Annotated in this window: 17 protein-coding genes; 14 read left to right on the forward strand and 3 right to left on the reverse strand. The window is 71.9% G+C overall.

Features of this window, described 5'->3' with window-relative positions; all coding sequences use genetic code 11:
- Positions 1 to 32: 32 nt before the first annotated feature.
- Both ACIPK3_RS27045 and ACIPK3_RS27050 read left to right on the forward strand, forming a co-directional pair.
- Entirely contained in the window at positions 33 to 1,019 is a 987-nt protein-coding gene (locus tag ACIPK3_RS27045; RefSeq protein ID WP_402573722.1) for an Ig-like domain-containing protein, read from the forward strand.
- A 263-nt stretch (positions 1,020 to 1,282) separates the two neighbouring features.
- Positions 1,283 to 4,486: an AfsR/SARP family transcriptional regulator gene (locus tag ACIPK3_RS27050; protein ID WP_402573724.1), complete on the forward strand. Its 3,204-nt coding sequence runs from the start codon at positions 1,283 to 1,285 to the stop codon at positions 4,484 to 4,486.
- An 88-nt stretch (positions 4,487 to 4,574) separates the two neighbouring features.
- Here ACIPK3_RS27050 and ACIPK3_RS27055 read toward each other — a convergent pair whose 3' ends face one another.
- From ACIPK3_RS27055 to ACIPK3_RS27065, 3 genes are all read right to left on the reverse strand, one after another.
- Positions 4,575 to 4,742, reverse strand: coding sequence for a hypothetical protein (locus tag ACIPK3_RS27055; protein ID WP_402573726.1), 168 nt, complete (start codon positions 4,740 to 4,742; stop codon positions 4,575 to 4,577).
- A gap of 120 nt (positions 4,743 to 4,862) precedes the next feature.
- On the reverse strand, positions 4,863 to 5,252 hold the full coding sequence (locus ACIPK3_RS27060) for a helix-turn-helix transcriptional regulator (RefSeq protein ID WP_402573728.1): 390 nt from the start codon (positions 5,250 to 5,252) through the stop codon (positions 4,863 to 4,865).
- A gap of 292 nt (positions 5,253 to 5,544) precedes the next feature.
- Positions 5,545 to 6,531: a JmjC domain-containing protein gene (locus ACIPK3_RS27065; protein ID WP_402573729.1), complete on the reverse strand. Its 987-nt coding sequence runs from the start codon at positions 6,529 to 6,531 to the stop codon at positions 5,545 to 5,547.
- A 420-nt stretch (positions 6,532 to 6,951) separates the two neighbouring features.
- Between ACIPK3_RS27065 and ACIPK3_RS27070 the strand changes: the two genes are divergently transcribed.
- The 12 genes from ACIPK3_RS27070 to ACIPK3_RS27125 all read left to right on the forward strand — a co-directional run bounded on the left by ACIPK3_RS27070 (position 6,952) and on the right by ACIPK3_RS27125 (position 17,243).
- Positions 6,952 to 8,169, forward strand: a complete 1,218-nt coding sequence (locus ACIPK3_RS27070) for a M16 family metallopeptidase (protein ID WP_402573730.1) — start codon at positions 6,952 to 6,954, stop codon at positions 8,167 to 8,169.
- The gene (locus tag ACIPK3_RS27075) at positions 8,166 to 8,945 is read left to right on the forward strand and encodes a GNAT family N-acetyltransferase (protein ID WP_402573732.1); all 780 of its coding nucleotides are present in this window, start codon (positions 8,166 to 8,168) and stop codon (positions 8,943 to 8,945) included. The genes ACIPK3_RS27070 and ACIPK3_RS27075 overlap by 4 nt, the downstream gene beginning before the upstream one ends.
- Positions 8,946 to 9,152: 207 nt before the next feature.
- On the forward strand, positions 9,153 to 9,779 hold the full coding sequence (locus ACIPK3_RS27080; RefSeq protein ID WP_402573733.1) for a hypothetical protein: 627 nt from the start codon (positions 9,153 to 9,155) through the stop codon (positions 9,777 to 9,779).
- Positions 9,776 to 10,402, forward strand: a complete 627-nt coding sequence (locus tag ACIPK3_RS27085) for a hypothetical protein (protein ID WP_402573735.1) — start codon at positions 9,776 to 9,778, stop codon at positions 10,400 to 10,402. The genes ACIPK3_RS27080 and ACIPK3_RS27085 overlap by 4 nt, the downstream gene beginning before the upstream one ends.
- Complete coding sequence (locus ACIPK3_RS27090) at positions 10,399 to 10,887, forward strand: NUDIX hydrolase (protein ID WP_402573736.1); 489 nt, start codon at positions 10,399 to 10,401, stop codon at positions 10,885 to 10,887. The genes ACIPK3_RS27085 and ACIPK3_RS27090 overlap by 4 nt, the downstream gene beginning before the upstream one ends.
- On the forward strand, positions 10,877 to 11,374 hold the full coding sequence (locus ACIPK3_RS27095) for a tyrosine-protein phosphatase (RefSeq protein WP_402573738.1): 498 nt from the start codon (positions 10,877 to 10,879) through the stop codon (positions 11,372 to 11,374). Before ACIPK3_RS27090 ends, ACIPK3_RS27095 begins: the two co-directional genes overlap by 11 nt.
- Positions 11,364 to 12,410, forward strand: coding sequence for a glycosyltransferase (locus ACIPK3_RS27100; protein ID WP_402573740.1), 1,047 nt, complete (start codon positions 11,364 to 11,366; stop codon positions 12,408 to 12,410). Before ACIPK3_RS27095 ends, ACIPK3_RS27100 begins: the two co-directional genes overlap by 11 nt.
- Positions 12,407 to 13,540, forward strand: a complete 1,134-nt coding sequence (locus tag ACIPK3_RS27105) for a glycosyltransferase (protein WP_402573742.1) — start codon at positions 12,407 to 12,409, stop codon at positions 13,538 to 13,540. Before ACIPK3_RS27100 ends, ACIPK3_RS27105 begins: the two co-directional genes overlap by 4 nt.
- 77 nt (positions 13,541 to 13,617) lie before the next feature.
- A complete protein-coding gene (locus ACIPK3_RS27110; protein WP_402573744.1) occupies positions 13,618 to 14,760 on the forward strand; it encodes a hypothetical protein in 1,143 nt (380 codons plus the stop codon).
- Complete coding sequence (locus tag ACIPK3_RS27115; protein ID WP_402573746.1) at positions 14,757 to 15,704, forward strand: ABC transporter ATP-binding protein; 948 nt, start codon at positions 14,757 to 14,759, stop codon at positions 15,702 to 15,704. Before ACIPK3_RS27110 ends, ACIPK3_RS27115 begins: the two co-directional genes overlap by 4 nt.
- The gene (locus tag ACIPK3_RS27120) at positions 15,704 to 16,456 is read left to right on the forward strand and encodes an ABC transporter permease (RefSeq protein ID WP_402573748.1); all 753 of its coding nucleotides are present in this window, start codon (positions 15,704 to 15,706) and stop codon (positions 16,454 to 16,456) included. Before ACIPK3_RS27115 ends, ACIPK3_RS27120 begins: the two co-directional genes overlap by 1 nt.
- Entirely contained in the window at positions 16,449 to 17,243 is a 795-nt protein-coding gene (locus tag ACIPK3_RS27125) for a hypothetical protein (protein ID WP_402573750.1), read from the forward strand. Before ACIPK3_RS27120 ends, ACIPK3_RS27125 begins: the two co-directional genes overlap by 8 nt.
- Positions 17,244 to 17,314 lie beyond the last annotated feature (71 nt).

Below are 17,314 nucleotides of genomic sequence, written 5' to 3' on the forward strand. Positions count from 1 at the left end.
CAGGGCTGAAGCGCGAGAGAGCGGGGTACGTCGTGGGACGGCGCAAGGGCGGCATAGGCAGCGCACTCGTCATGTGTGCGGTGCTGGTGGGCGTGAGCGCCTGCGGCGGGGGCGGCAGCGACAAGGCGGGCGGGGACGACGCGAAGGCGCCGGGCAAGCCGGGTGCGAGCGCCTCTCCGTCACCGAAGAAGCCCGCGGGCCCGCCCATGCTGCTGGAGACGATCACCCCGCAGACGGGAACCACGGTCGGCGTGGCCATGCCCATCTCGGTGGTCTTCACGAACCCGGTGGCGGCCAAGGCGCGTGCCACGGTGGAGAAGCACATGAAGGTGAGCGCGTCGCAGCCGGTGGCCGGTGCCTGGCACTGGTTCGGCGACAAGCGCGCCGACTGGCGGCCGAAGGCGTACTGGCCCTCGGGCACCAAGGTGAAGATCGACGCCGACATGAAGGACGTCGCCAACGGCAACGGGCGCTACGGCGTACGCAATTACACCCACACCTTCACGATCGGCGACGACGTCCGCGCGGACGTCTCGGTGACCGGCCACACCATGAAGGTGAGCCGGAACGGCAGGGCGACGCGCACTCTGTCGATCAACGCGGGCAGTGCCCAGTACCCGACGTGGAACGGCACGATGGCCGTCATCGACAAGCAGGAGAAGGTCCACATGACCTCCTGCAGTGTTGGGATCAGCTGTGACAAGGGCAGCCCCAACTACTACGACCTGACGCTGCCCTGGGACGTCCATCTGACCCAGTCCGGCACCTACGTGCACTACTCGACCGGCGACCCCACGCCGGGCGGCGGCAGCGCCCGCGGCTCGCACGGCTGCGTCCACCTGTCCATGTCGGACGCCAAGTGGTTCTACGGCCAGGTCAAACAGGGCGACCCCATCACCATCAGCGGCTCGTCCCGCGCCAAGGCCTCGCCCGACAACGGCTACGCCGACTTCAACCTGGGCTGGGACGAGTGGCTCGCGGGCAGCGCGTCCGGCGAAGGCACGACCGCGACCCTGTGACGCTCCGCGGCGGCGACGCCGACCCGCTTCCCACGGGGGAGGAAGCGGGTCCTGCGCCGTCCCCGCACAACGGTCGTAAGAAAGGTGTTCTTTTTCTCGTGTGACGCAGAGCATCGCCGACGCGTCTCTTCTACCAGGGCGTCGATTCGACCTGGTCAGTCGGCAGGCTGACATGACGCGCCCGGTGGGCCCGGCAGGCAGTCCGTGGCCCGCGCAGTGTGGTCGGTGCAGCTTTGTAAGTCGATACGAGAAGAGTTTGAACCATGTCGGACCTCCGGTTCTCGGTGCTCGGACCCCTGCGAGTTCACCGGGACGGTGCGCCCTTGGCCGTGGGGTATCCGCAGCAGCAGGCGATGCTCGCCACTCTGCTGCTCAGGCCGGGGCGCAGCGCCGGGGCCGCCGAGTTGACCGATGCGCTGTGGGGCGCCGGTCCGCCGGTGAAGGCGGTGTCCACCGTGCGGACGTACGCCTGGCGCTGGCGGAAGGTCCTGGCGCGGGACGCCTCGGACCCGGACGTTCTGGTGAGCTTCGGCGACGGCTACCGGCTCCAGGTCGACGAGCAGTCGATCGACGCCCTGCGGGCCGTGGACCTCGCAGCGCAGGCGGAGCGGGCCGGTGCGCGGCGGCAGCCCGCACGGGCGCTGGAACTGCTGCGGGACGCCCTCGCGTTGTGGGAGGGCGAGCCGCTGGCGGCGATACCGGGCCCGTTCGCCGAGCGTCAGCGTCAACGGCTCGGCGAGCTGCGGCTGACGCTGCTCGAAGAACGCCTCGCCCGCGAGGTGGAGCTGGGGTACGCCGCGCGGTGCGTGCCCGAGCTCACCGAGCTGACCGCCGAACATCCGCTGCGCGAACGCCCCCACGGGCTGCTGATGACGGCCCTGTACCAGGCGGGCCGTTCGGCCGATGCGCTGGCCGTGTTCCGTGGCGCCCGGCAGCTCCTCATCGACGAGCTCGGTGTGGAACCGGGGCCGGAACTGGAGGAGTTGCACCGGCGGATCCTCGACCAGGATCCCACCCTCATGCGTGCCGCTACGGAGTTCACCGCCCTCACCACGGGCGATCGGACGACGGCCGGCGCCACGGGCGTGGACGCGGCGGACCCGGCGGCGGATCCGGTCGACCCGGCGGCGGACCCACCTGGGGACGCGGCGGGGCCGGAGCACGCACCGGGCCCCCGGGCACTGCCCAGACCGGCACAGCTGCCGCCCCCCGATCCGGACTTCATCGGCCGTGCGGAACTGGTGTCCACGCTCGGCGACACCCTGCGCGACCGCGGGCGCCGTACACCCGCGGTCGCGGTGCTGGTCGGCATGGGCGGAGTCGGCAAGACATCGTTGGCACTCCACGTGGCACATCAGGCGCGGGGTGCCTTCCCGGACGGCCAGCTGTACGCGGACCTGCACGGCGGTGACACGGTGCCGAGCAGCCCCGAGATCGTCCTGGCGAACTTCCTTTCCGCGCTCGGTATCACCGCCGACGTGCTGCCGGACGACCTGGAGGCACGCACGGCCCTGTTCCGTTCGATGCTCGACGGCCGACGGATGCTGATCGTGCTGGACAACGCTCGGGACGCCCGGCAGGTGAGACCGCTGCTGCCCGGCGCCGAGGGCTGCGCCGTGGTCGTCACGACCCGCAGCCGGATGGTCGGCCTGCCGGTGGTCCTCCAGCTCAACGTGGACGTCTTCCGCCGCACCGAGGCGGGCGAGTTGCTGAGCCGCGCGATCGGGGAGGCGCGGGTTGCGGCCGAACGCGAGGCGGCACTGGGCCTGGTCGAGGCGTGCGGCTTCCTGCCGCTGGCCGTGCGGATCGTGGCCGCCAGGCTGGCCGCCCGGCCGATGTGGTCCATCGACAGCCTGCGGGAGCGGCTGGCCGTCGAGTGGCGCCGCATCGACGAGCTGAGGATCGGTGAACTCGCCGTCGAGGCGGTGTTCGAGCTCGGCTACCGCCAGCTGACGCAGGACCAGGCGACGGCGTTCCGGTGCCTTGCCACGGTGGACTGCCGGGAGATCGGCGTGGCCGCCGCGGCGGCGATGCTCGCCACGGACGAGGCCTCCACCGAGGACGTCCTCGAATCCCTGGTCGACGCCTGCATGCTGGAGTCGAGGGTGCCCGGCCGCTACGGCTACCACGATCTGCTCCGTGCCTTCGCCCGCCGGAAGGCGGAGGGCGCCCGGGTGAACGGGGCGCCGACGGACGGGGCGTCGACGGGCGAGGCCTCGACGGCCCAGGACCGTCTGCTCGGGTTCCTGTTCGCGACCGCCTGCGAGGCGTTCCGGCATGCGGTGCCCGGCGACCCGATCACCGGCACCTTCACCCCTCCGCCGACTTCCGGTCTCGGCTTCGCCGACCTCGGCGCCGCACGGGAGTGGGTACGGGTCGAGGCGGAGGAGGCCCGGGCCCTGGCGGCCCAGATCGCGGTATCGTCCCTCGCCGTGGCCGACCTGAGCGGCGGGGACGGCGACGGTGGCCACGGTGACGGCACGGCATACCGGGAGCGGCGCGACCACGCGGTGCGGCGGCTGCGTCAGGCCGTCGACCTCCTCATCGCACTGAGCCCGTTCGGCGTCGGCACCCGCTACGCCGAACTCGCTTCCACGGCGGACGCCTTGGTGCACGCAGCCGTGCGGCATCGCGACCGCGGGGCGGAGGGCCGGGCCCGCTTCCTGCGCTGCACCATCGCCCTGGCGGCCGCCCGGCTCAGCGACGCCGAGAGCGAGGCGAGGGCGGCGGTGCTGGCGTGCCGGGAGGTGGGGGACACCGTCGTGCTGCGGCAGGTGCTGAACGACCTCGGGCTCATCGCCCAGTACCTCTCGCGCTACGGCGAGGCGGTCGCCCACTTCGACGAGGCCATCGCCCTGGCCCGGCAGTTGGGCCATCGCTCGGGCGAGACGACGACCGTGGTGAACGCCGCGCTGGCCCGGGTACGGGCCGGGCACGCCGCCGACGCGGCGACCGTGTGCCGGCAGATCCTCGCGACCGACGCCCATCCCCTGGAGGAGCCGGAGCGCGCGTACGCCCTCTACGTCCTCGGCTTCGCGTTGCACACGCTCGGCGACCACCCGGAGGCGGTGGAGCGGTTCGACGAGTGCCTGGCCATGTGCGCGAGCGCCGGGCTGCGCTCCCGCGCGGTGTCCGCACGCTACCGGCTGGCCGACAGCCTGCGGGCCGTGGGTGACCTCGACGCGGCTCTCGGGCATGCCGAACAGGCCCTGGCGCAGTGCGAGGGGACCGCCTTCGAGCGGGACCGGGGGCATGCGCTGCTGATCCTGGGCCGGGTCCTCGCCGACCTCGGTCGCGGCGCCGAGGCGCATGCCTTCTGGGAGCGGGCGCACTCCCTGTTCACCCGGCTGGGGCTGCCCGACGCGGCCGGAGCGGCCGCGTTGCTGTTCGAGGAGGTTGCTGTGCCGCCCGGGGCTGCGGCGCCGGTCGGGGGTCCGGCGCCGTCGGTGGAGCGCTGCCGTTCATGAGCGCTGCCCCCGGGCGGCACGGCGGCGAGACGTCCTGCTCCCGGGGGAGGGAGTCAGTCGTCCGCGTCTTCGGCCGCGAATACGACGACTACTTGGGCGGCTCCCAGTCGGAGCCGGTGCTGTTCCACGCCACCGTGCGGAGCTCGTGGTGCGACACCGACACCGCCGTGGCGGTGCCGATCAGCGCGGCCAGCAGTCCGATTCCGGCCGCCCATGCCCTGACCTGGCTGCGCTGCGGGGTGTTTCGGCTGGACATCGGGGTCCCCTTCGAGTCGTGCGAACGCTGCGGGAGAGCGTCTTCGTGCGGATGTGCCGCTTGCTGGTGCGAGTTCATCGATGGTGGCACGAGGCGATCTATCGGCGATCAGCGTCTGATCTATGCCCTGTTCCAGACTCCGTTCCATGCCCCGTCGTAGGGCAGGAGCGCGGGGGAGACGGAGGGCCTTGCCATCATCCTCGGCCCGCCCTGTGACTGAACGCGTGGCCGGCCGTCGTCGGCCACGGGGCCGTTCCCGGTCCGTAGATGGGTGCCGAGGGCCACTCCGAGCTGGAACCGGTTGTCCACCCCCAGCCGGTTCATCAAGGAGCGCAGGATGTTGGTCACCGTACGCGGGCTGACCCCCAGCCGCTGCGCGGCACTGACGTCCGTGTGCCCGTCCAGCAGCAGGGAGATGAGCCTGTGCTGGCGTTCGTCCAGGGTCAGGTGCGGGGGAGGAGAACACGGCTGGGACGTCTTGGGTTGCGGCTGGGGCGGTCGACTGTTCATTGGTGTCTCATCGGTTGTGCGGAGCCGGTGGACCGTTGGAGGCGGTCGAGTCCCGACGGCCCTGTGGTGAGGTGCCCGGAACGCGTACCGCCACGAGCACGACCACGGGTGCGACGACGCGTGCGGCCACGGGTGTGGCAGCGTGCACGACGGCGCGTACGACAGCGTGCGCGCCCACCCGCCACGGTGCTCCGTCTCGGTGCGGCTGATGACCCGGCAAACACTCGCAGGGCCCGATCAACGACTGATCAGTACACGGCCGCTGCCGATCTATGGCCTATGAACGTTTCGCCTACCGGCCGGGCCCGTCGTGTCCGTCGTGCTCGTCGTGTCCTGACGGTGCGGCCGCCGGCCACGACGAGGCCAGGTCGGCGAGGGACAGGCCCGGCGACGGCTGCGGCATCCGGGCCAGACGGCGCTGTCGCGCGTGCGCCACCAGGGCGTCCGGGGTCAGGGCCGCGAGCTGCCGGTGGGCGGTCTCCAGGAGCGTCTTCGCCGCCGCGGTGATCGCGTCGTCCGAGAGGGGCAGCGGCCCCGAGTCGATCCCCGCGTCGCCGTCGGTGAGCGCGTACTCCTGGAGGCTTGCCGACAGGTCGGGCACTCCGATCTCCCGCACGGTCAGGGACAGATGCGCGGACAGGCCGTCCTGTCCGGTAGCGCAGTGCGCGAATCCGCGGGGGATGTAGAGGACCTGGCCGGGCTGGAGCACGGTGCGGAACAGCTCGGCGGGCTGCGGTTCGTCGGCCGTCACACGGCCGGCACGCCAGGAGGCGCCGGCCGGCCCCTCGTGGATGTTCCAGCTCTTGCTGCCGGCGACCTGGAGGACCAGTACGTCGGCGTCGTCCCGGTGCAGGGGGAGCCCCGGCTGCCCGGCCGGTGTCACGAAGTAGAACGCCTCGACGGCCCGCCCGAGTTCGCCGGCGAGAGAGCGCAGCATGTCGCGGGTCGGCCCGTGCCACTGGTCGATGCAGCGCAGGAGCATCGTCGCGCCGTCGTCGAGGAGGGCATGGATCCTCGCCTCGTCGGCGAACCCGCCCGGCGTCTCCAGCCCGACGGAACGGGACGAGGCGAAGTCCCTGACCGGCAGCCGGCGGCCGTCCCGCCACATCTCGATGTACGGCTCCCGGAAGAGCCCGCTCGCCAGCGCCGCGTCGAGGTCGGTGAGCGTGAAGGGGCTGCTCAGTCCGTCGCCGGGCGTGAAGCAAGCGGGGCGATTTCGCCAGTACGACCAGAAGGAGTCCGCATCGCCGACCAATTGGTCGAGTATTCGTGCCGTCATGAACTGCGTCGTACCTTCCCGGTAGTTGATTTCCGGTACGTCGCGTGGACAAGATCCACCGCGAAATGAGTCGCCAGCCTAACGGACTTCGTCGACTTCCCGGCCCAGGGCTTTCCGAATCCCGCAGAACTCGCGGGATTTCGGGACGTGCAACCGCCTGAACTGTGGTTCTGATCGAGATTTGATTGCGTGATACGGAAAACGCCATTGCCGCAGCCGTGCATCGCTGCCTACGTTGACTCTCGTCCGAAAAATTACAACCAAGGAGGAAAACATGGCGAAGCACGCCGCGATCCTGCGCCCGCGTCTTGACAAGATCAAGCCGCAGGACCGCTAAAAAGTGACGTGGGCCGGTGTGTCGCCGCCTTCGGGTGGCGGCATACCGGCCTGACGAAAGTGAATTCCGCAGGGAGGGCTGTTGTGCATCAGTTCAGAACGGTGGAGGGCCCGATACCGGTCGTCGCTCTGATCGACGAGAGGTTGAGCACCACCACCATCTGCCTGGCGTCGAAGTACGGCGCCCAGCAGGACCCGGTCGGGCAGTGCGGACTCGCCCATGTGCTGGAGCATGTACTGATGTCGGCGCCCGTCGGGACCGTCCCGTCGCTGAGCGAGCACGTCGAGCGACTGGGGGGTCACGCCAACGCGGAGACCGGTCTGGACCGCATGCTCTTCTACGCGCAGGTGCACCCGGACGACGCCGACGAGGTGACCGGCCTGCTGTACAGGGCGGTCCTGGAGCCGAGTTGGAGCGACGGCGTCCTGGAGCGGGAGAAGCGCGCCGTTTTCCAGGAACTCGCCGTCGCGGCGGCGGACCCCAGCGACGTCGTGCAGGACGACTTCCTCGCCCACCTCTTCCCCGGCCATCCGCTGGGCCGCCCCGTCGCCGGCACGAAGGCCGACGTCGAGCGGTTCGACACGGCGACTGTCGCGGCGGCGCACGCGCAACGTCTGCTCGCCGCACCGCTGTCGGTGATCGTCGTGGGCCCCGCCCTGCCGAAGACCGTCGACCCCGTGGTGGTCGGCATGGATCCGCGGACGCTCGCCGCGGTCGGTGCCTCGCCGTGGACGCCGCCCGCCTCGCCGCCGCCGGAGCCGGCCGCGGCGGTCCACTGGGCGGACGAGTTCACCTGGGTGTGCGCGGGCGCACGGTCGGTGCCGAACCACCACCCGCGCAGGCCGACCTTCAACGTACTCGCCCAACTGCTCGGCTCCAGCCCCTCGTCGGTGCTGTACCGCAGGCTGCGCGGGGAAGCCGGGCTCGCCTACACCTTCCAGTCGTGGAACCGCGGATACGCCGACACCGGCGCCTGGCGCGTCCTGGCCGGAGTGGAACCGGGCAACGGCGAAGCCGCACTCGACGTGATCCGGACCGCGCTGGACGAGATCGCCACGCACGGACCGGACCCCGACGACCTGACGTCCGCCCGCCGCCAGGAGCGGATGCGGGTCCTCACCTCAATCGACACACCCCTGGAGTGCGCGCGGTACCTGGCCATGCGCGGTGGCGGGCCCGGAACCTGGTCGCCCGCCGACGAGGTCGCGTACATCGAGGCGGTGGGCGCCGACGACGTGCGGCGCGCCGCCGCGCAGATCCGGGACGGCTTCCGGGCCGTAGCCAGTCCGGCGGCCCGGTGAGCACCCAGGAGTACCTGGAGCGGGCCCGGCAGGCCGGTCTGCTCGACGAGGTCCTCGGCCACCGGTACGTGGCCGACCAGTACGACGACCCCATCTCCGCGCGCCGGCAGATCCTCGTCGAGTACTGCGATCCCGGGCTGCCCCGGGACGCCGAGGCGCTCGGCGCCCTGCGCGACCGTCTCCGCGAGCGCCACCGGGAGGCCGAGGCGGTCCTCCTCCGGGTGCCGGACGGTGTGCCGCTTCCGGGGCCATGGCGGCCCCGGTTCACCTACGTACGCCACGACCGCCGGACGGACTCCGCGCCGACGCCCGCCGACCCGGCAGTGCGTGTGCGTGCCGCCCGGACCGACGACGACGCCCTCGTCCACGGCTGGCTGGTGCAGGCGTTCCGCAACGCCTATCCCGGCCGGGAGGTGGACTCCCTGCACGCCGGCATCGCGGACATCATGGCGAACAGGGGGCGTTCGTCGTTCATCGCCGAGGTGGCCGGCGAACCCGTCGGACACGGCACGGTCCTCACCGACGAGCGGGACGAGGTCACCGACGAGGCGTTCGCCGAGCTCGTGGACATCCTGATCGACGACCCGGAGCACCGGCGTGCCGCCACCTCCGCGCTGGTCGCCGCCATCGCGGACGCCACCCGGGAACGCCGGCTGTGCGGGCACGTGGTGCATCCCCACGAACCCTCGGCGGCCCGTCAGGCCGACACGGTGCTCGGGGCGCTGCTGCGCACCGGCTGGTCGGTCGACCACGCCTTCTGGGAGAGCACGTGGTGACGGCCGAGGCGCTCGACCGCCGACCCCGGGTGCGAGCGGCCGAGCCCCGGCGGAAGACAACGATGAACGCGATCACGACGACGGTCCGGATGCCGGCGCCGTACCCGCCCCGTGCGCGGACGTCCGCGCACGAACGGCCGGACACCGACTCCGGGCCGTGGCACAGCGCGGCCGGAGCCCCGGCCCGAGAGTGGAGGTGACGGGGCCATGCGGATACTCATCGACGGCCTGGATCTGTCCGGGAAGTCCACGCTGGCGGCCCGGCTGACCGAGGTCCTGCGGGAACAGGACCTCCGACCCATCCACCACCGGGGATTCCTCGCGCCCCGCAACCCCCTGACCGGCCCGTTGGACACCGTCAAGGCACCCGACCACCCCATGAGCTCTCTGCTCAACACCTCGTACCTGGCGGGTTGTGTGCTCGACAAGGCACTCCGGGGCGCACGGAGCTGGGAGCGGCGCGGGCTGCTCATCCAGGAGTCGTACGTGGACCGGTGCCTGGCCTACGGGTATGCGAGCGGTCCCTGGCCCGCGGCAAGGCTCGCCCTGCGCAACCCCGGGCTGTTCATCGGCTTCGACCTCGCGATCTACCTCGGCGCCCCCCTGCATGTCCGACGGGAGCGGCTGAGCAGACGCGTGGGAGCCAACTCCATCGACCGGCTGTCCGTGCTCAGCGAGAAGTTCCACGACGACTTCATGGCGGCCCTGGCGATGGCCGGACGCCGTCACCGCCGGGTCCTCACCTTCGACACCTCGCGCCACTCGACCGAGCAGATCACCGAACAGGTCGTGCAGTGGCTCGGTGAGGGACGCCACAAGGAGACGGTCCGGTGATCACGGTGGTGGTGGAAGGACTGGACTTCGCGGGCAAGACCACGATCTGCCGAGAGGTCCGTCATCGGCTCACCACGGCGGGTACCCCGGTCACGGAGTCAACGACGTGTCTGTCCGGCGGGGCCGTCGACCGCCTCGTCGACACCGTCTACCGGGCCCGGCGGTTGCCGTCGCTGCTGCGCAGCATCGTGTACCACGCCGCATACGTCGCCGACCTGTTCCCCGCGGCCCACAGCGGGCGCGGCAGCGGCGGGGTGCTCATCCAGCAGAGCTATGTCCACCGGGTGCTGGCCTACGACCGGGCCCGCGACCGGCCGGTTCTGGGATGGATCGCCGCGCGGCTCGCCGGCCGGCTGCGCCGACGGGTGGACCTGTGGATCTACCTGGACTGCCCGCTCGACCGGCGCCGGCACCGCTACCGCAGCTCGGGAGAATGCAACGAGCGCGACGAACACCGCTTCTCACCCGGCCAACAGCCCTTCGAGGAAAGGCTGGAGGCCGAACTCCGGGGACTGGCGGAACGCGCCGGATACACGTTCATCGACAACACCGGGGACGACCACCAGGGAGTGGTCGACCGGATCACCGCACTCATCGACCAACGCATGGAAGCGAGAACATGAAGGCACATTGGAATGCGGCTCAGGTGCCCGGCGGGCTGCGCGTACGCCAGGTCTACGGCTTCCTCTTCGACGACGAGGGACGCGTCCTGCTCCAGGACGACCTCGGACGCTACAACCTGCCCGGTGGAAAGCCGGAGGCCGGGGAGGACTTCCAGGCGACCCTCGCGCGCGAGTGCATCGAGGAGAGCCAGGTTGAGATCGGGACGGCGACCTACATGGGCTACGTCCTGGTGGAGGAACCGGGCGCCGAGCCCTACGCGCAGGTCCGCATGGCCGCCAGGATCACCCGCTTCCTCGACCGCGCTCCCGACGAATCGACGGGACGGGTCTACGCGCGGCTGATGACGCCGATCGAGCACGCCCCCGGGCTGCTCGACTGGGGCGCCCACGGCTCCGCACAGGCCGAGACCGCCGCCGAGGTCGCACGCCGCGACCTGGGAATCCGGCTGGCCGCTGCGGACTCGGAGGCGGTGTATGCCGACTGAGTCGCTCGCCGGCACGAGCACCGCGGACCGCGCCTGGCCCGTCCTGCCGAACGTGCTCGTCGCCGGCGTCCGCACCGAGTCCTGGGAGCTGCCCCCCGGGCCGACCACCGTGGTCTGCCTGTCCCGGACCCTTCCGGACGCCGATGTCTACGACCGTGCGGGGACGCCCCCGCGCAAGCTGCTGCACCGGCCCTTCACCTACTGGGAGTCCGAGGCGCCCGTGACGCTGCTGGGCGACCTGGTCCGGGAGATCTCCGGCCTCGCCGCCCGGGAACGCACGCTCGTGCACTGCACACTCGGCCTCGACCGCACCGGAGTCGTCGCGCTCGCCCTGCTGCTGGGCCGCACGGGCACGCTCGACGAGGCGCTGCGGCGATACCGGGCCAGAGGGGTACGCCTGCCACGCCAGGACGCGATGGACGTGCTCACCTCCTACGCCCACCACACACCCCGCACCACGAACGAAGGGACCGGGCATGCGCATTGATCTGATCGCCCCCGGAACCTCCTGGTTCGACCCCGCCGACCTCGACGGACGCGGCCTCGGCGGCAACGAGGCGACCCTCGTGCTGTGGTGGCGCGAGCTGCGGGCCCGCGGCATCGACACCCGGATCGTGCTCGACGGGCCCGGCACCGGCGCCCTCGCGGCCGGCGGCTGGCTGGGCCACGAGCAGTACCGCGGTCCCGCAGGAGCCGACGTCCTCATCGCCTTCCGGGACGGCGCGCCCCTGCTGAGCGCGCCCACCGGGACGCTCCGGGTGCTGTTCGTCGGCGACCGCAAGACACCCGGCGTCGAGGCCCTGGAGGCCTCGGGCGCATGCGATCTGGCACTCGTCGGCTCGTACGCGGCACGCGACCGCTACGCGCCGCTGCTGAACCCGCGCCACGGCTACCACGTGGACAACCTCGGCCATGCGCTGCCCGACACGTCCGGCACCGAACGTCGCCGCTTCCAGTGTGTGCACATGGCGGCGCCCTACCGCGGCCTCGCGGGACTGCTGCGCCTGTGGCCCCGGATACGCGAACAGGTCCCGCAGGCACAGCTGACGGTCCTCGGCGGCTATGAGCTGTGGGGGTACTCGCCGCAGCAGGCGGGGGCCCTGACCGCCGGCGAGGTCCCTGAACTCGCCGTGCCCACGGACGGGGTGACCCGCCTCGGACCGGTGCCCCGCAGCCGCTACGCACAGATCGTCCGGGAGAGCGAGGTCATGCTGTACCCGACGGCGTACGAGGAGATGTGCTGCATCAGCGCGCTGGAGTGCGTGGCGCTCGGCACGGTCCCGGTGCTCTCCGCGGTCGCGGCGCTGCGCGAACGCGTCGATCACGGGGTCACCGGTGTACTGGTGGACGGGGAGATCACCGACCCGGCCGTCGAGGACCGCTTCGTGACGGAGACGGTCGCGCTGCTGCTCGACGAGGAACGCCTGCGTCGTATGAGCGCCGCAGCGGTCGAGTCCGCCGGCGACCACACCGTCGGCCGGGTCGTCGACCGGCTGCTCGCCGCGATCGGGACCTGCCGGTGAACGCCCGCGCCGTCGAGCGCCCGGAGGAAGAACTGCTGGTGGCCGTGGTCACCCACACGGTCCCCGAACCGATCCTGTCCCGTGTGCTGGAGGCGCTGCGGGAGGACGGCCCGGCGACGCACGTCGTCGTGCTCTACACCGGGGCCCCCGAAAGCCCCGCCGCCCGCACCCTGGACGCGCTGTGCCGGCGCCTTGGTGTCGACGTGATGCCGACTCCGCGCGCCATGCGCATCGGAGAGGCACGGCAGTTCCTCGTCGAACGCGCCTCGCCGTACCGGTTCGTGGCGTTCCTCGACGACGACTGCGTTCCCCTGCCGGGATGGACCGCGGCGGCGCACCGGGCATGCGCGGATCCGCTGCCCACCGCCCTGTACTTCGGCCCCCGCCATCCGGCCCCCACCAGCGGGGTGGGGCCGATGGTGCGGGCGCTGGAGACCCGGACCTCACGGAAACTGGCCCTGGCCGCCCGGCCCGGCGCCCCCGACGCGGTGGTCGACCCGAAGGCGCTGTGCGCGGGCGGCAACATCATCGTCAACATTTCCGCGGCCAGGGAACTCGGCCTCACCGGACCGGTGTTCGCCCGTACCGCCTTCGAGGACGTCGACTTCCAGCTGAGGGCCGGACGTCACGGCTGGGCCGTCCAGTTCCGCAGCCGCCTTCAGGTGGACCACTACGACGAGCTCGACGTGCCCGTCCTGTTGCGCAAGTCGTGGCACTCGGGCAAGGGCATGGCCAGGTGCGCGACCCTGCACGCGGCGGCGTTCTGGGAGCGGTGCCGGTGGCGGCCCTGGCGGGCCCTCGCCTCCTGGGCCACGGTGCTGGCCTGCCTCACCGCCGCTGTCGGATACCCGTGGGCCGCTGCCGGGGCACTGCTGCCCGTCGTTCTCAACACGTGTGCCCACGTGCGGGAACTGCGCGGCACGCCGCTGCGCGACAGGGCGGCGTACCTGCTGGTCAAACCGGTCCGCGACCTGATCATCGGGCTCGGCTTCGTCACCCACTACGCGATGGGCCGGCTTCTCTCCAGGCCCTCGGCGCACCGGACAGCGACCCGCCCGACGCCGGCGACGGCCCCGCGGCGGGGACCACTCGACGAACTCGACCGCGTGGGCACCTCGCGCACCCGATAGCGCCCGCGCCCACCGCCGTTCTCGCGGACCCCGCCCGACGGCGTCCGCCACCCCACCGCACCGGAGAAGGAAGCACCTTGGACCCCCAGACCACCACACGCCCCGAGCCTGTGGAGATCACACTCGACCTGCTGTACGAGCTCCTCGGCATCGAGCGGCACTGGGAGCCCATCGTGCTGCTTCGCAACGCCCGCGCCGTACGCGGCCACCTCCCGCCGCTGGTGCTCTCCGTGGCCCAGCAGTCGGGCGCCGCGATGGGGCCGGGATCCCTCGCGGAGCTCGACCGGATGCGGCGCAGGGCGGCCACGTACGAAGCCATCGCGGACGAGCTCACGCTCATTCCCGGCGCCCGGGTACTCAAGGGGCCCTCGCTCGCCGCCCGTTATCCCCGGGGCGTGCTGCGCCCACTCGGCGACCTCGACGTGGTGGTCCCCGACGAGGCCCGGCTGTGGCAGGCCGCCTCCCGGGTGTTCGCCGCGCGGCCGATCGACGGCATCGACATCACCGTCCTCGGAGCCGCCGGGCGACGGCACACGGCCCTCGCCCTTCGCTGGCCCTCCGAGGATCCGATGCTCGACCCCGAACTCAAGGTCGAGATCTCCACGTTCGCCTACCCGGGACAGTCGGACACGGTCCCGCTGCGCGTCGAGACCCCGGCCGAGCAGGTCCACGCGGATCTGCTCGCCCTCGCCGAGGAACGGTTCCAACGCCCTTTCACCGTCAAGGACATGCTCGACCTGGCGGTGGTCCTCACCTCGTCCGACCTGCCGCCCTGTGCCGACATCGCTCGCGCCGCGGAGCGCTTCCGACTTGCGCCGGAGCTGCTCGAGCTGTGCGAGGCGACCTCCGGAATCGAGGCGCTGGCACCCGCCGTCCCCGAGGAACTGACGCGGGCGCTGCGGGACCTGGTACCGGCCGAACAGGAGCGGCGTCGCGCCGGCGACCCCGGCGGACAGAACTCCGGGAACAGCTCGCCGACCGTCCCGCACGCCGGAGCCGGCACGGTTCGTGAACGCCTCGCCTCCGGACAGCCCGTCCACGGCATGCTCCTGGAGAAGACCGCTGCCCCGGGGCCCGGGACGGAAGCGGTCACCGAGGAGTTCTCCGCCGGAACGCTGCTGCGCACCCCCCTCGGTGTATTCCTGCTCGTCGACGGCGAGATCGTCGATCCCGACCTGTACGAGGCCGCCCGCACCGCCGTCCGGAAGGGGGCCCGTTGACCGCCGCCCTCGACGTCCGGCACCTCTCACGGCGGTTCCGCACCCGGCGCGGCCAAGAGGTGGTGGCCCTCGACGACGTCGGCCTGACCGTGGAGCGCGGCGAGGTCGTCGGGCTGCTCGGCCCCAACGGCGCGGGCAAGACCACGTTGTCACGCATCCTCACCACCCTCCTGCTGCCCAGCGCGGGGACCGCCCACGTCCTCGGCTACGACGTGGTCACGGACCCCGAGCCGGTACGCCGCCGGGTCGGTCTGGTCCTCGGCGGCGAACGCGGCCTGTACGGCAGGCTCACCGCCCGCCAGAACCTGCGCTACTGGGCGGCCCTCCAGGGGCTCGTCTCGTCCGACGCCAAGCGGCGCAGCGAGGAACTCATCGAGCGGATGGGGCTGACCGGGCGCGCCGACGACCGCCTGGAGACGTTCTCCCGCGGCATGGTCCAGCGGGTCCACCTGGCTCGTGCCCTGCTGCACCGGCCGGAGCTGATCGTCCTCGACGAGCCGACCGCCGGAATGGACCCCAACGCCGGGGCGGGATTCCGCACCCTGGTGCGCGAACTCCGGGCGACCGGCGTCACCGTCCTGCTCGCCACCCACGACATGCCCGAGGCCCAGGCGCTCTGCTCCCGGGTGGCCCTGATCGACCGCGGCCGGCTGCTGCGCATCGGTACCCCCGCGGCACTCCTCACCGAACTCGGCCAGTGCCATGTCATCACCGCCACGGGCGTGGACGAGGCGACCACCGCACAGATCCGCGCCGTACCCGGTGTCCGCCGCGCCGAACGCGACGACGAGGGCTCGCTGCGCGCCGAGGCGACCGGAGCCGACGTCCCCACCACGGTCCTCGGGCTCCTCGCCAAGTCCCACGCCTCCCACGTGAGCGTGACGCCTCCCAGCCTGAGCGAGGTCTACCGCAGCGTCATCGAGGACCGGGAACTGGTGGTGTGATGGGCGCCTACTTCCGCGCGCAGTGGTGGCTGCTGCTGCGCTCGCCCCGGCTGCTCGGTCCGCTGGTGATCACCCCGCTGTACTCCCTGGTGTTCTTCTCGGTCCTGCGCGAACACCACCGGGCCGGCCTGGCCACCACCGCGGCGACCACCGCCTTCCTGATGAGCATGTGGTCGCAGGCCGTCTTCGTCGCATCCGACGCCGTGGACTACGACCGCTGGGAAGGCACCCTCGAGGCCGGGCTGTTCAACCCCCGGCGCTACGCCGACGCCCTGGCGGTGCGGGTGCTGACCACCACCGCGGTGAGTCTGCCCGCGTTCGCCGAGATCCTGCTGATCGGGCGACTCGGCTTCGGCTACCCGATCACCGTCGAGAGCCCCTTCGCCACTTGTCTGATCCTGCTGCTGGTGCTGTGCGGAAGCGCGGGGGTCTCCCTCGCGATCAGCGGACTGCTCGTCGTCGTACGCGGGGCCCGAACCCTCCAGAACGCCATGACGTACCCCTTCTACCTGCTCGGCGGGCTCGTCATGCCGGTCGGCTCGCTGCCCCTCCCGCTCCAGTGGCCCGCCCACGCCTTCTACCTCTCCTGGGGAGCGCAGTCGCTGCGCGCCGCCGTCGGCGGAACCGGTGTCGACGCCGCAGCCGTGTGCGCCCTCGCGGTCCTGGCACCGCTCCAGGCGGGCATCGGCTACGTCGTACTGCGCCGCGTGCTGCACCGGGCACGCGACGGCAAGGTGATCCTTCATGGCTGACCGCTTCGCGCTGTTCCTCACCCGGCTGCGGTACGGGGTGATCAGCAGCTTCCAGGACTACCGGGCGATGTTCACCTGGCGCTCCTGGCTGTTCGGCTGGATGCTGCGCCTCGTGTCCCAGGTGCTGTTCTTCGCCTCGCTCGGCAGGCTGGTCGGCTCCGTGCACACCGAGCAGGCGATCGCCCTGGGCAACGCGGTGGTCCTCGGCCCGCTCGGTGCCCTCGGCGTCGTGTCCTCGTGCGTCGGCGAACGACGGGGCGGCACACTCCAGTTCATCGTCATCAGCCCCAGCAGCCCGTTCCTGGTGATCGCCTCGCGCGGGCTGTACTGGGTCGCCGACGGATTCCTGACCTCCTGCACCGTGCTGGCGCTGCTCCCCCTTCTCGTGGGGTTCCCCATGGTCTGGACGGCGCTGCCGCTGGTGCTCGTGATCCAGGCCCTCATCACGCTGAGCGGCTACGGGCTGGCGTTGGCACTGGCCGGGGTCAGCCTGCGCTGGCCGGAGGCCCGTATGTATCTGACCGGAGGCTCCACGATCCTGGTACTCCTCCTCGCCGGCGTGAACGTCGCGCAGCCCGAGCAGGGACCTGCCGCTCTCCTCGCTGCCGTGATCCCGGCCGGACACGGTCTGACCGCCATACGCGCGGCCCTCGCCGGACACGGTGTGCCGATCGGATCCGTGCTCGGGGAACTCGCGGTCATGCTCGGCTGGGGCGCGATCGCCTGGGCGGGAATGGCCCTGGCATTCCGCCGTTCCGGCCGCCGGCTGGCACGACTGCTCGGCTGAACCGACGGGACCGCGCCGTTCGTCCGCCGCTACCGCGGCCCCGCAGCGCCCGCCCCGCCGCTCCGGCTGCG

The organism is Streptomyces sp. NPDC086787 (assembly GCF_044745865.1).
Lineage (GTDB): Bacteria > Actinomycetota > Actinomycetes > Streptomycetales > Streptomycetaceae > Streptomyces.

Bases quoted from the DNA above. Each gene is read 5' to 3' on its own strand.
- ACIPK3_RS27050 (WP_402573724.1), top strand. From the start codon at position 1,283: ATGTCGGACCTCCGGTTCTCGGTGCTCGGACCCCTGCGAGTTCACCGG.
- ACIPK3_RS27055 (WP_402573726.1), bottom strand. From the start codon at position 4,742: ATGTCCAGCCGAAACACCCCGCAGCGCAGCCAGGTCAGGGCATGGGCG.
- ACIPK3_RS27060 (WP_402573728.1), bottom strand. From the start codon at position 5,252: ATGAACAGTCGACCGCCCCAGCCGCAACCCAAGACGTCCCAGCCGTGT.
- ACIPK3_RS27065 (WP_402573729.1), bottom strand. From the start codon at position 6,531: ATGACGGCACGAATACTCGACCAATTGGTCGGCGATGCGGACTCCTTC.
- ACIPK3_RS27080 (WP_402573733.1), top strand. From the start codon at position 9,153: ATGCGGATACTCATCGACGGCCTGGATCTGTCCGGGAAGTCCACGCTG.
- ACIPK3_RS27090 (WP_402573736.1), top strand. From the start codon at position 10,399: ATGAAGGCACATTGGAATGCGGCTCAGGTGCCCGGCGGGCTGCGCGTA.
- ACIPK3_RS27095 (WP_402573738.1), top strand. From the start codon at position 10,877: ATGCCGACTGAGTCGCTCGCCGGCACGAGCACCGCGGACCGCGCCTGG.
- ACIPK3_RS27100 (WP_402573740.1), top strand. From the start codon at position 11,364: ATGCGCATTGATCTGATCGCCCCCGGAACCTCCTGGTTCGACCCCGCC.
- ACIPK3_RS27120 (WP_402573748.1), top strand. From the start codon at position 15,704: ATGGGCGCCTACTTCCGCGCGCAGTGGTGGCTGCTGCTGCGCTCGCCC.
- ACIPK3_RS27125 (WP_402573750.1), top strand. From the start codon at position 16,449: ATGGCTGACCGCTTCGCGCTGTTCCTCACCCGGCTGCGGTACGGGGTG.